Source organism: Streptomyces netropsis (assembly GCF_014203545.1).
Lineage (GTDB): Bacteria > Actinomycetota > Actinomycetes > Streptomycetales > Streptomycetaceae > Streptomyces > Streptomyces netropsis.
On record NZ_JACHJG010000002.1, the window covers coordinates 525,795 to 539,366 of the forward strand.

The 13,572-nt window shown below is 70.9% G+C and carries 4 protein-coding genes (1 of these 4 cut by a window edge); all 4 read left to right on the top strand.

Annotated elements, in window-relative coordinates; all coding sequences use genetic code 11:
• Window positions 1–9,944: the final stretch of a type I polyketide synthase gene (locus FHS38_RS06785; protein ID WP_184731784.1), read on the top strand. The gene continues 22,387 nt to the left of window position 1, outside the view; 9,944 of the gene's 32,331 nt are visible here — the last part of the coding sequence; the start codon falls outside the window, past its left edge; its stop codon occupies window positions 9,942–9,944.
• Window positions 9,945–10,314: 370 nt separating this feature from the next.
• Window positions 10,315–11,382, top strand: coding sequence for a glucose-1-phosphate thymidylyltransferase (locus tag FHS38_RS06790; RefSeq protein ID WP_184731786.1), 1,068 nt, complete (start codon window positions 10,315–10,317; stop codon window positions 11,380–11,382).
• On the top strand, window positions 11,379–12,359 hold the full coding sequence (gene rfbB / locus FHS38_RS06795) for a dTDP-glucose 4,6-dehydratase (RefSeq protein WP_184731788.1): 981 nt from the start codon (window positions 11,379–11,381) through the stop codon (window positions 12,357–12,359). The genes FHS38_RS06790 and rfbB overlap by 4 nt, the downstream gene beginning before the upstream one ends.
• Before the next feature lie 23 nt (window positions 12,360–12,382).
• Entirely contained in the window at window positions 12,383–13,549 is a 1,167-nt protein-coding gene (locus FHS38_RS06800) for a nucleotide disphospho-sugar-binding domain-containing protein (RefSeq protein WP_184731790.1), read from the top strand.
• Window positions 13,550–13,572: the final 23 nt, after the last annotated feature.

Genomic DNA, 13,572 nt, shown 5'->3' on the forward strand with positions numbered 1-13,572 from the left:
CGACGCCGTCGGTGTTTGTCGAGTTCTCGCGGCAGCGTGGTCTGTCGGCGGACGGTCGGTGCAAGGCGTTCTCGGACTCGGCCGACGGTGTCGGCTGGTCGGAGGGTGTCGGCATGCTGGTGCTGGAGCGTCTCTCCGACGCCCGGCGCAACGGCCACCAGATCCTCGCGGTCGTACGCGGTAGCGCGGTCAACCAGGACGGTGCGTCGAACGGTCTGACGGCGCCGAACGGTCCCTCGCAGCAGCGGGTGATCCGTCAGGCGCTCGCCAGCGGTGGACTCTCGCCCGCCGATGTGGACGCGGTGGAGGCGCACGGTACGGGTACGACGCTGGGTGACCCGATCGAGGCGCAGGCACTCCTGGCGACCTATGGTCGTGACCGTGACGAGGAGCGTCCGCTGCTGCTCGGTTCGGTGAAGTCCAACATCGGTCACACGCAGGCCGCGGCCGGTGTCGCCGGTGTCATCAAGATGGTCATGGCGATGCGTGAGGGTGTCCTCCCGCAGACCCTGCACGTCGACACTCCGTCCTCGCACGTGGAGTGGGAGGCGGGCGCGGTCGAGCTGCTGACGGAGAACACGGCCTGGCCGGAGTCCGGTCGTGTTCGGCGGGCCGGCGTTTCGTCGTTCGGCATCAGCGGCACCAACGCGCACGTCGTCCTCGAGCAGGCTCCCTCGGCTGGCGCCGCTCAGGCCGGGCCGGGTGAGTCGCCGACGGTGGAGTCCGGCGTGGTGCCGTGGGTCCTGTCGGGACGGACGGCCGAGGCGCTGCGGGCACAGGCCGATCGCTTGCTGTCGGCTGTGCGGGACGGCGGGACCCGGTCCGTGGACGTCGGGTTCTCGCTGGCCACGAGCCGGTCGGTGTTCGACCACCGGGCTGTCGTGCTCGCCGACGACCACGAGCACGCGGTACGTGCCCTGGCGGCCCTGTCGGCCGGCGCACCGGACCCCGCGGTGCTGGAAGGTTCGCCCACCGGCGGGAAGACGGCACTGCTGTTCTCCGGCCAGGGCTCGCAGCGGCTGGGGATGGGCCGGGAGCTGTACGAGCGCTTCCCGGTGTTCGCGGCGGCGCTGGACGCGGTTCTCGCCGAGCTGGAGCCGCAGCTGGACGGTTCGCTACGGGACGTGATGTGGGGTGAGCGCCCGGAGCTGCTGGAGCAGACCGGGTACGCGCAGCCCGCGCTGTTCGCGGTCGAGGTGGCGCTGTTCGGTCTGGTGCGGTCGTGGGGTGTGAAGCCGGACTTCCTGGCGGGTCACTCCATCGGTGAGGTGGCCGCCGCGCACGTGGCGGGTGTGCTGTCGCTGCCGGACGCGTGCCGACTGGTCGCCGCGCGAGGCCGTTTGATGCAGGCACTGCCTGCCGGCGGTGCGATGGTGGCCGTCCAGGCATCCGAGGCGGAGGTGCTGCCGCTGCTGACCGACGAAGTGTCGATCGCGGCGGTCAACGGTCCGAACGCGCTGGTCATCGCCGGTGGCGAGGATGCGGTGCTGGAGATCGCGGGACAGTTGGCGGCTGACGGGCGTAAGACGTCGCGTCTGTCGGTGTCGCACGCGTTCCACTCGCCGCTCATGGAGCCGATGCTGGACGACTTCCGCGCGGTGGTCGAGGGTCTGCGGTTCGGGGCCCCCGAGGTGCCGGTGGTGTCGAACCTGACCGGACGGGTGGCCACTTCGGAGGAGCTGTGCTCGCCGGAGTACTGGGTGCGGCACGTCCGTGAGGCCGTGCGTTTCGCCGACGGGGTGCAGACCCTGGTCGGTGAGGGTGTGGGCACGCTTCTGGAGCTGGGTCCCGACGGTGTGCTGTCCGCCATGGCCCAAAGCTCGGTGCCGGACGGCACCGTGACGGTTCCCGTCCTGCGGAAGGGGCGGCCCGAAGAGCTCGCGGCCATGACGGCACTCGCACACGTCCACGTGACCGGCACCCCGGTGAGCTGGGAGGACGTGTTCGAGGGCCGCGGCGCCCGGCGGGTGGACCTTCCGACGTACGCGTTCCAGCGTCAGTGGTTCTGGCCTGCGGGTGCGTTGAGTGCCCCGGGTGACATGCGTGCGGCCGGTCTGGGGTCTGCCGGGCATCCGTTGTTGGGTGCGGCGGTGGAGCTGGCGGGTGGTGAGGGTGTCCTGTTCACCGGTCGTCTGTCGGTGCAGTCGCATCCGTGGCTGGCGGATCACGTAGTGATGGGCCGGGTTCTGCTGCCCGGTACCGCGCTGGTGGAGCTGGCGATCCGTGCCGGTGACGAGGTCGGCTGCGACCGGATCGACGAGCTGACGCTCGCCGCACCGCTGGTCCTGCCCGAGCGGGGCGCCGTACAGGTGCAGGTCCGCGTGGGCGTCGCCGACGAAGCCGGTCGACGTACGGTCACGGTCCATTCCCGCACCGACGGTGGTGAGGAACTGCCGTGGTCGCAGCACGCGATGGGTGTGCTGGTTCCTGGAGCGGATACGGCCGACACCGGTTTCGACGCCACTGTGTGGCCCCCGGCCGGGGCCGAGCCGGTGGACCTGGCCGGCTTCTACGAGGCACGCGCCGAGGACGGCTTCGCCTACGGGCCGGAGTTCCAGGGGCTGCGGACGGCGTGGCGGCGTGACGGCGAGGTGTTCGCCGAGGTGGCGTTGCCGGAAGCCGAGGGCCGGGAGGCCGACGGGTTCGGCATCAACCCCGCCCTGCTCGATGCCGCGCTGCACGCGTCGGTGTTCGCCGGTCTCGATTCCGACGACCGTGGGGGCCTGCCGTTCTCGTGGGAAGGCGTCTCGCTCCACGCGTCCGGCGCCTCTGCCGTACGGGTGCGGTTGTCCCGGGCCGGTGCGAGCGCGGTGTCGATCGCGCTCGCCGACGCTGCGGGTACTCCTGTCGCGTCGGTGGATTCGCTGTTGGTCCGTGCCGTGTCGCCCGAGCAGTTGGGCGGCCCGGAGGTGACGGTCGGGGACTCGATGTTCCGGGTGGACTGGGCACCGGTGCGGGGGGCCGCTTCACCGGCCGTCGAATCGGTGGCGCTGGTGGGCCCGGACGTGTTCGGACTGGCTGAAGCCCTGCCCGACACGGTCCTTCACCCGGACCTGGCGTCGTTGGCGGCGGGGGAGGGAACGGTGCCGGATGCGGTGCTGATCCCTGTGGCCGGTGTGTCCGGCGACGACCCGGTCGCTTCTGTCCACGACCTGGTGGCCTGGGTGTTGGGTCAGTTGCAGGTGTGGTTGGAGGAGGAGCGGTTCGCGGGTTCGCGTCTGGTGTTCGTGACGCGGGGTGCGGTGGGCGGCGCCGATCTGGCTGCTGCTTCGGTGTGGGGTCTGGTGCGTTCGGCGCAGTCGGAGAACCCCGGTTGCTTCGGGCTGCTGGACCTCGGCACGGAAGACGTGACGTCCCTGCCGTTGGCGGAGGCGTTGGCTTCCGACGAGCCGCAGCTCGCCGTTCGTGAAGGCGAGCTGCGGGCAGCCCGACTGGCCCGCGTGTCGGACGCCGTGTCCGACACGGTCGTCTGGGACGCCGAGGGCCGGGTGCTTATCACTGGTGGCACCGGTGGTCTGGGCGCGCTGGTGGCGCGGCACCTGGTGGCCGAACACGGTGTGCGGCGGCTGCTGTTGGTCAGCCGTCGGGGTCTCGCCGCCCATGGTGTGGACGACCTGGTCGCGGAGCTGGCGGAGCTGGGCGCCGAGGCCGTGGTGGCCGCGTGCGACATCGCCGACCGTGACGGTCTCGCCGAGCTGTTGGCTCAGCACCCGGTCAGTGCCGTGGTGCATGCGGCGGGTGTCCTGGACGACGGTGTGATCGGTTCGCTGACTCCCGAGCGGGTGTCCGCGGTGCTGCGTCCGAAGGTCGACGCGGCGTGGAACCTGCACGAGCTGACCCGCGACCTGGACCTGACCGCCTTCGTGGTGTTCTCGTCCGTCGCAGGTACCTTCGGTGGGGCCGGCCAGGGTAACTACGCGGCTGGTAACGCCTTCCTGGATGCGCTCGTACAGCGGCGTCACGAAGAGGGCCTGGCCGGTGTGTCGCTCGTGTGGGGTCCCTGGGACCAGTCGGGTGGTATGACCGGCACGCTCACCGACGCCGATCTCCAGCGACTGGCCCGCTCCGGCATGCCGGCGTTGTCGGTCGAGCAGGGCGTGGCGCTGTTCGACGCGGCCCTGGCCGGAGTGGAACCCGTGGTGGTGCCGGTGCGGCTCGACCTTCCGGCGCTGCGTGCCTCGGGCGAGGCGCCGTCCCTGCTGCGCGGTCTGGTGCGGGTGCGTTCCCGTCGGGCCGCGGTGACGGGTTCGAGCGCCGCCGCCGGCCTGGTGCGCCGACTGTCCGGGCTGAACGGTGAGGAGCGCCGTGAGGCACTCCTGGACCTGGTCCGGAGCCAGGTGGCTCTCGTGCTGGGGCATGTCAGTGGAGACGAGATCGACCCGTCGCGGGCGTTCCGCGCCCTCGGCTTCGACTCGCTCACGGCCGTGGAGCTGCGGAACCGGTTGAACACCGTGACCGGGCTCCGACTGCCCGCCACGCTCGTCTTCGACTACCCGAGCGTCCAGGCCCTGGCGTCGTTCGTCGGGGAGGAACTGCTGGGCTCGGACGCGGCAGTCGCCGCGCCGGTCCCGTCGCGCACGATGGTGAGCGACGACCCCGTGGTGATCGTGGGGATGGCGTGCCGGTATCCGGGTGGGGTGAGCTCGCCGGAGGACCTGTGGCGGCTCGTCACCGATGGCACCGACGCGGTGTCCGGTTTCCCGACCAACCGTGGCTGGGACGTCGAGGGTCTCTACGACGCGGATCCGGGGCACGCGGGTACGTCGTACACGCGCTCCGGTGGTTTCCTGCACGACGCGGGCGAGTTCGACCCGGAGTTCTTCGGGATGAGCCCGCGTGAGGCGCTGGCGACCGACTCGCAGCAGCGGTTGCTGTTGGAGGCGTCGTGGGAGGCGTTCGAGCGGGCCGGTATCGATCCGGCGTCGCTGCGCGGCAGTCAGACCGGTGTCTTCGCCGGTGTGATGTACAGCGACTACGGCAGCACGTTGAACGGCAAGGAGTTCGAGGGTCATCAGGGCCAGGGCAGCGCGGGCAGTGTGGCCTCGGGCCGTGTCTCGTACACGTTCGGGCTGGAGGGCCCGGCAGTGACGGTCGACACCGCGTGCTCGTCGTCGCTGGTGTCGCTCCACCTCGCCGCGCAGGCCCTGCGCAGCGGTGAGTGCTCGCTGGCGCTGGCCGGTGGTGTGACGGTCATGTCGACGCCGTCGGTGTTCGTGGAGTTCTCGCGGCAGCGTGGTCTGTCGGCGGACGGTCGGTGCAAGGCGTTCTCGGACTCGGCCGACGGTGTCGGCTGGTCGGAGGGTGTCGGCATGCTGGTGCTGGAGCGCCTCTCCGACGCGCAGCGCAACGGCCACCGGATTCTGGCGCTCGTACGCGGTAGCGCCATCAACCAGGACGGTGCTTCCAACGGTCTGACGGCTCCGAACGGTCCGTCCCAGCAGCGGGTGATCCGTCAGGCGCTCGCCAGCGGTGGACTCTCGCCCGCCGATGTGGACGCGGTGGAGGCGCACGGTACGGGTACGACGCTGGGTGACCCGATCGAGGCGCAGGCGTTGCTGGCGACCTATGGTCGGGACCGTGACGAGGAGCGTCCGCTGCTGCTCGGTTCGGTGAAGTCCAACATCGGTCACACGCAGGCCGCGGCCGGCGTGGCCGGTGTCATCAAGATGGTCATGGCGATGCGTGAGGGTGTCCTCCCGCAGACCCTCCATGTGACGGCGCCTTCGTCGCACGTGGACTGGGAAGCCGGTGCGGTGGAGCTGCTCCGGGAGAACACGGCCTGGCCGCAGTCCGGTCACGCACGCCGCGCGGGCATCTCGTCCTTCGGTATCAGTGGGACCAACGCGCACGTGATCGTCGAGCAGGCTCCCTCGGTGAAGGAGCCGAGCCGGGAGCCGGTGGTTTCGCCGGGTGTGGTGCCGTGGGTGGTGTCCGCAAGGACCGGGGCGGCGCTCGACGCCCAGGTGGACCGGCTGCGGTCCTTCGTGGCGGACGACACGGCAGCGACCTCGGTCGACGTCGGCTTCTCGCTGGTGACCGGCCGTTCGGTGTTCGAGCACCGTGCGGTGCTGCTGTCCACCGACGACCGTGTGATCGAGGCGGCCCGGGGCACGGCGGCCGGTGAGGGTTCGCTGGCGGTGCTGTTCTCCGGGCAGGGCAGCCAGCGGATCGGTATGGGGCGTGAGCTGTACGCCCGGTTCCCGGTCTTCGCGGACGCCCTGGACAAGGCCCTGTCGGTGCTCGACGAGCACCTGGACCGGCCGCTGCGGGACGTGATGTGGGGCGATGACCCGGACGAGCTGAACCGGACCGGCTGCACGCAGCCCGCGTTGTTCGCGGTCGAGGTGGCGCTGTTCCGGCTGGTGGAGTCTCTCGGGATCACCCCGGACTTCGTGGCCGGTCACTCCATCGGTGAGATCGCTGCGGCACACGTCGCGGGGGTGTTCTCGCTGGAGGACGCCGGCCGACTCGTCGCGGCACGCGCCGGGTTGATGCAGGCGCTGCCTGCGGGTGGCGCGATGGTGGCCGTGCAGGCGACCGAGGCGGAGGTGCTGCCTCTGCTGACCGACGAGGTGTCGATCGCGGCGGTCAACGGTCCGTCGTCGGTGGTCGTCTCGGGTGTCGAGGACGCGGTGCTGGAGATTGCGGGCAAGCTGTCGGCCGAGGGCCGTAAGACGCATCGACTGCCGGTGTCGCACGCCTTCCACTCGCCGCTGATGGAGCCGATGCTGGAGGACTTCCACGCGGTGGTCAGCGGTCTGTCGTTCAATGCACCGTCGGTGCCGGTGGTCTCCAACCTCACCGGCAGGCTCGCCACGTCCGAGGAACTGTGCTCGCCCCAGTACTGGGTACGTCACGTTTGTGAGGCGGTCCGCTTCGCCGACGGAGTACGGACCCTGGCTGACGAGGGTGTGGATACGTTCCTCGAGCTGGGTCCGGACGGTGTGCTGTCCGCCATGGCTGCCGAGAGCGTGCCGGACGGCACTGCCGTCGTGCCGGTCCTGCGCAAGGACCGGCCCGAGGAGACCGCGGCGGTCACCGCCCTGGCCCGGCTGCACGTACAGGGCGTCACGGTCGACTGGACGGCGTTCTTCGCCGGGACCGGCGCCCGTCGGGTGGACCTGCCGACGTACGCGTTCCAGCGTCAGTGGTTCTGGCCGGTGGGTGCGTTGAGTGCGCCGGGTGACATGCGTGCGGCTGGTCTGGGCTCTGCGGGGCATCCGTTGTTGGGTGCGGCGGTGGAGCTGGCGGGTGGTGAGGGTGTCCTGTTCACCGGTCGTCTGTCGGTGCAGTCGCATCCGTGGCTGGCCGATCACGTGGTCATGGGTCGGGTTCTGCTGCCCGGTACCGCGCTGGTGGAGCTGGCGATCCGTGCCGGTGACGAGGTCGGCTGCGACCGGATCGACGAGCTGACGCTCGCCGCACCGCTGGTGCTGCCCGAGCAGGGTGGCGTACAGCTGCAGCTGTGGGTCGGTGGCCCCGACGAGACGGGCAGTCGCACGCTCGGCATTCACTCCCGCCCCGACAGCGGCGACGAGCTGCCGTGGACGCAGCACGCGACGGGTGTGCTGACCGCCGGTACGGACGCCACCGAAGGTGGCTTCGACGCGACGGAATGGCCCCCGGCCGGCGCCGAGCCCGTGGAACTCACGGGCTGCTACGACCGGTTCGCCGACATCGGCTTCGCGTACGGCCCCGGATTCCAGGGGCTGCGGGCGGCATGGCGGCGTGACGGTGACGTCTTCGCCGAGGTGAGCCTCCCCGAGGGACTGGCCGCCGACGCGGGAGTGTTCGGCCTGCACCCCGCGCTGCTCGACGCCGCGATGCACGCCTCCCTGCTCGCCGACGGCGATACACAAGGCGGCGGCGGGCTGCCGTTCTCGTGGGAAGGCGTGTCACTGCACGCCACCGGCGCCTCCGACGTCCGGGTGCGGTTGACCCCGACCGGCGACAACGCGATATCCATCGCGCTCGCCGACACCTCGGGCGCCCCGGTCGCGTCGGTGGATTCGCTGCTGGTCCGTACCGTGACGCCCGAGCAGCTGAACGGCCCCGAAAAGCCGGTCGGCGAATCGATGTTCCGGGTGGACTGGGCACCGGTACGGGCAGCCGCCCCGGCGGGCACGCACACGGTGGCGCTGGTGGGCCCGGACACGTTCGGGCTGGCAGAGACCCTGCCGGGCATGGTCCTGCACCCGGATCTGGAGTCCTTGACGGCCTCCGGACTGGCCCTGCCGGACACCGTCCTGATCCCCGTGGCCGGTGGGCCCGACGACGACACGGTCGACTCCGTCCACGATCTGGTGTCCCGGGTGTTGGGTCAGTTGCAGGTGTGGTTGGAGGAGGAGCGGTTCGTCGGTTCGCGTCTGGTGTTCGTGACGCGGGGTGCGGTGGGCGGCGCCGATCTGGCTGCTGCTTCGGTGTGGGGTCTGGTGCGTTCGGCGCAGTCGGAGAACCCCGGTTGCTTCGGGCTGCTGGACCTCGGCACGGAAGACGTGACGTCCCTGCCGTTGGCGGAGGCGTTGGCTTCCGACGAGCCGCAGCTCGCCGTTCGTGAAGGCGAGCTGCGGGCAGCCCGACTGGCCCGCGTGCCCGCGCCGGACACGGCCCCCGAGGCCGTGTGGGGTGCGGACGGCACCGTGGTGATCACCGGTGGTACCGGCGGTCTCGGCGCGGTGACGGCCCGGCACCTGGTGGCCGAACACGGCGTCCGGCGGCTCCTGCTGGTCAGCCGTCGGGGCCTTGGGGCCGAAGGCGCCACGGACCTGGTCACGGAGCTGGAGCGACTGGGCGCGAGCGTCTCGGTCGCCGCGTGCGACGTGGCGGACCGGGACGCGCTGGCCGAGGCCCTGGCCTCGGTCGACGGCGACCACCCGCTGAGCGCCGTGGTCCACACCGCCGGTGTCCTGGACGACGGTGTGATCGGTTCGCTGACTCCCGAGCGGGTGTCCGCGGTGCTGCGTCCGAAGGTCGACGCGGCATGGAACCTGCACGAGCTGACCCGCGATGCGGACCTGGCCGCCTTCGTGGTGTTCTCGTCCGTCGCCGGTACCTTCGGTGGAGCGGGTCAGGGCAACTACGCGGCCGGCAACGCCTTCCTCGACGCGCTCGTACAGCGGCGTCACGAAGAGGGCCTGGCCGGTGTGTCGCTCGTGTGGGGCCCGTGGGACCAGTCGGGCGGTATGACCGGCACGCTCACCGACGCCGATCTCCAGCGCATGGCCCGCTCCGGCATGCCGGCGTTGTCGGTCGAGCAGGGCGTGGCGCTGTTCGACGCGGCCCTGGCCGGAGGGGAACCCGTGGTGGTACCGGTGCGGCTCGACCTTCCGGCGCTGCGCACCCTGGGGGAGACACCGGCGCTGCTGCGCGGGCTGATCCACACCCCCGCGCGCAGGACCGTGACGGCCGTGCCCGACGCCGCCGAGGGGCTCACGCAGCGGCTGGGCGGACTGAGCGACGACGAACGCCGTGACGTCCTCCTGGAACTGGTCCGCGACCAGGCCGCGGCGGTCCTCGGCCACGCGGACGGGCAGGCGATCGCCTCCACCCGCCAATTCCAGGACCTGGGATTCGACTCCCTCACGTCCGTGGAGTTCCGGAACCGCATGAACAGGGCCACGGCGCTTCGGCTTCCGGCCACGCTCCTGTTCGACTACCCGACCCCGGCCGAACTCGTGGGCTACCTCCACACCCAGCTCGCGGTGGAAGGGGACGCCGGACCCGGGTCGATCCTCGGCGCGCTCGACACGCTGGAGAAAGCGATCGCGGAGCTGAACGTCGACGCGCAGGTCCATAAGCAGGTGTCCGGACGCCTTGAGGTGCTCCGAACCAAGTGGGAGGCCCTGCGCGGCGAAGCACGCACCGAAGAAGAGGAGTTCGACATCGACTCGGCCTCGGACGACGAGGTGTTCGCGCTCCTCGACGACGAGCTCGGCCTGTCCTGAAGTCCGCCGCCGGCCACCGCGAGGCGGTGGCCGGCCGCCCGGCCGGGGGTGTCCCCGGCCGGGCGGTCACAGGCGGATCCGTGACCGCCCGGCCGCGGAAAACTAGCAATTTTCCGACTTCCCATCCTTTGAAATGGGGTGGCTGTCGCGCCGATGTGACCCGGAGGCAAGAGCCGTCGAAGGAAGGGACGACACGATGACGATCACCACCGGGAAATCGGACGCGGTGCTGCCCCACGGCGCCGCACGGTGAGCGGCCGCGAGGTGTCCGAAGCAACCATCCGGCTCGCGCCGGCGGCCGAGCTGTTCGGTGCGGTCGAAACGCGGTCAAGGCCTGAAGCCCTTCAGCGTCGCGAGGAAAGGATCTTCCATGAAGGCTCTGGTGTTGTCGGGCGGGGCGGGCACCCGTCTGCGACCGTTCAGCTACTCCATGCCGAAACAGCTCATGCCGATCGCCAACAAGCCCGTTCTGGAACATGTGTTGGAGACCATCCGTGAGCTGGGCGTCACCGAGGTGGGAGTGATCGTCGGTGACCGGGGGCCGCACATAGCGGCCGTCCTCGGCGACGGTTCCCGCTTCGGCGTGCGGCTGACCTTCATCGAACAGAAGGAGCCCCTCGGCCTCGCCCACACCGTCTCGGTGGCCCGGCCCTTCCTCGGCGACGACGACTTCGTGATGTATCTCGGGGACAACATGCTTCCCGACGGCATCACCGAACTCGCCGAGGAGTTCGCCGAGCACCGCCCCGCCGCCCAGGTCGTCGTCCGCAAGGTCGCGGACCCGCGTGCCTTCGGGGTGGCCGAACTCGGGCCGGACGGCGAGGTCGTCCGCCTCGTGGAGAAGCCCGCGGAACCGCGCAGCGACCTCGCGCTGATCGGCGTGTACTTCTTCACCTCCGCCATCCACGAGGCCGTGGACGCCATCGAACCCAGCCACCGGGGCGAGCTGGAGATCACCGACGCCGTCCAGTGGCTCGTGACCGCCGGCGCGGACGTACGCGCCCGTGAGTACCACGGGTACTGGAAGGACACCGGTCGCGTCGAGGACGTACTGGAGTGCAACCGGAAGGTGCTCGAGGGCATCGAGCACTCGGTCGCGGGGGAGGTCGACGACGCCAGTGAACTGACCGGCCCCGTGATCGTCGAGGCCGGTGCCCGCGTCGTCCGCTCCCGGATCGAGGGCCCGGCGATCATCGGCGCGGGCACCCTCGTGGAGGACAGCCGCGTCGGCCCGTACACGGCCCTCGGCCGTGACTGCGTGCTGCGCCACACCCGAATCGACCACTCCATCACCTTGGAAGGTGCCATGGTGACCCACGTTCGCGGTCTGCACGGCTCGCTGATCGGCCGCTCGGCCACCGTCGACGCCACCGAGGTGGGCGCGGGCCGCCACCGGATCGTCGTCGGCTGCCACGCCCACGTCGAGGTGACGGCATGAGGCTCCTGGTCACCGGCGCGGCCGGCTTCATCGGCTCGACGTACGTCCGTACGCTCCTGGACGGCGGCTATCCCGGCTACGAGGACGCCCACGTCACCGTCCTGGACAAGCTGACCTACGCGGGCAACCGCGACAACCTGCCCGGCACGCACCCCCGCATGACGTTCGTCCGCGGCGACATCAACGACCTGCCGCTCCTGCTCGATCTGCTGCCCGGGCACGACGCCGTGGTGCACTTCGCCGCCGAGTCGCACGTCGACCGCTCCCTGACGGCCGCGGCGGACTTCATCCGGACGAACGTCTGCGGCACCCAGAACCTCCTCGAAGCGTGCCTGCGCAGCGGTGTCCAGCGCGTCGTGCACGTCTCCACCGACGAGGTGTACGGCTCCATCTCCGAGGGCTCCTGGACCGAGGAGTGGCCACTGGAGCCCAACACCCCGTACGCGGCCTCCAAAGCGGCCTCCGACCTGGTGGCGCGCTCGTACTGGAAGACGCACGGCCTGGACCTGTCGATCACCCGCTGCTCCAACAACTACGGGCCGTACCAGCACCCCGAGAAGCTCATCCCGCTGTTCGTCACCAATCTGCTCGAGGGCCGGACCGTCCCCCTCTACGGGGACGGCCGCAACATCCGCGAGTGGCTGCACGTCGACGACCACTGCCGGGGCATCCAGCTCGTCCTGACCAGCGGGCGGTCCGGTGAGATCTACAACATCGGCGGCGGCGACGCATACACCAACGTCGAGATCACCCGGCGGCTGCTGGAGCTGTGCGGCGCCGACGAGTCCATGGTCCGCCACGTCGCCGACCGCAAGGGACACGACCTGCGCTACTCCATCGCGGAGGACAAGATCCGGGACGAGCTGGGATACGTCCCGCTGACCTCCTTCGAACGCGGCCTCTCCGACACGGTCGGCTGGTACCGGGACAACCCCGGCTGGTGGAAGGCGTCCAAGCCGCAGGAGGAAGCGAAGTGACCGCAGTGGCCCAAGGAACCCCCATGCGGATCCTGATGATCCCGAGCCCCGTCGTCACCCACCTCATGCCCTTGGTCCCCCTGGCATGGGCACTGCGCTCCGCGGGCCACGAGCTCCTCGTCGTCGGACAGCCGGACCTGATGGGCGTGGCCCGGCAGGCCGGGCTGAACGCCGTGAGCATCGGCGACCGGTTCGGCATGGAGGAGGTCTTCCACGGAATGCTGGAACCGGGCAAGCGCCCCATCGAGCTGTGGGGCCGGCTCCACCCCGATCACCTGAAGCACTTCCCCCCGGTCTGGAAGGACCACGGCGAGCGCGTACTGCCCGCCTACCTGGAGCTCGCCCGCGCGTACCGCCCCGACCTGATCGTGGCCGATCCGATGGAGTTCAACACCCTCGTGGTGGGCGGGCTGCTGGGCGTCCCGGTCCTGCACCACCGGTTCGGTGTCGACGCGGTGTCCGAGCCGGTGCGCGCGGCCGCGCGGGGCGCGATGCGGGATTCCTGCTGGGCCCTGGGCCTCGACGAGCTGCCCGATCCCGACATTCAGCTCGACCCCTGCCCCCCGAGCCTGCAACTGCCCAGCCTCGATGAGGCCCTTCCCATCCGCTACGTGCCCTTCAACGGCAGTGGCGAGGTGCCCGCCTGGCTCCGCGAGGAGCGACCGTCGGCCACGGGGAAGCGGCGCGTCGTGGTCTCGCTGGGGACCCGTACGCTCGCGCTCAACGGAGTGCCCTTCGTGCGCGGCCTGTTGCGGGCCTTCGACGGTCTGCGGGACGTCGAGGCCGTCGCCACCGTCCCGGAGGCGTTCCGGGGCGAGATCGGAGCCGTGCCGGGCAACGTGCGCATGACCGACCCGGTGCCGCTCCACCTGCTCGTGGAGACCTGCGACGCGGTCGTCCACCACGGAGGGTCGGGCACGGTGCTGACCGCCGTGTCCGCCGGGCTCCCGCACCTGGTACTGCCGCAGATGGCCGACCAGTTCGGGCACGCCGACCAGCTGGTCGCGGCGGGGGCGGGCCTCGCGATCGACGACGCCGCGGGGCAGGACGACACGGTGCGACTGCGGTGCGCGCTGGAGGAACTGCTGTCGGAGCCCGGCTACGCCAAGGCGGCGTGGGAACTGCGCGAAGCCATGCGGGAGATGCCCACCCCGGCCGAGGTCGTGGCCGGACTCGGGCGACTCCTCTGACCCCGTCCGCCCTCGACCGGTGC